This window comes from Bacillus sp. TL12, assembly GCF_022625245.1.
In the GTDB taxonomy this organism is placed as follows: Bacteria; Bacillota; Bacilli; order Bacillales; family Bacillaceae_G; genus Bacillus_A.
On sequence record NZ_JAJJBY010000194.1, the window covers coordinates 1 to 553 of the forward strand.

Here is a 553-nt window from a genome sequence, read left to right on the forward strand (position 1 = left end):
TAACGAATTTTATGGTAACTAGAAATGTATATATTATACGATAAAAAAGCTTAAAGACTTAACAAGTCTTTAGGCTTTTTTATTATCGAAAAGAGCAAATGTCACGTCTGCTTCACAAACAATTTCATCATCTATTGTAGCAATAGCATGTGCTTTGGCAATTAAACCACGAACACGTGTCATCTCTACTTCTAAACGTAGTTGATCACCAGGCCGAACTTGTTTTTTGAACCGGCAATTATCAATACCAGCAAACAGGCCGATTTTTCCATGATTTTCTTCTTTTATGAGCATAATAACTGCACTTACTTGTGCTAAAGCTTCTACAATTAAGACTCCTGGCATAACTGGATATTCAGGAAAATGACCGTTAAAGAATTCTTCGTTAGTTGTAACATTTTTGATCCCAACTGCGCGTTTTCCTTCTTCTACTTCAATAATACGATCTATCAGTAAAAAAGGATAACGATGCGGAATAATCTCTTTGATTTGTTGAATATCAAGCATAAATCCCTCTCCTTTGTTATTACATATTCTATTGTTACATTTCTTG

1 protein-coding gene is annotated in these 553 nt (G+C 33.6%); it reads right to left on the minus strand.

What is annotated here, in order from left to right; genetic code table 11:
- Nucleotides 1-69: 69 nt before the first annotated feature.
- On the minus strand, nt 70-507 hold the full coding sequence (gene fabZ / locus LOK41_RS28480) for a 3-hydroxyacyl-ACP dehydratase FabZ (RefSeq protein WP_241819445.1): 438 nt from the start codon (nt 505-507) through the stop codon (nt 70-72).
- Between the last annotated feature and the right edge of the window lie 46 nt (nt 508-553).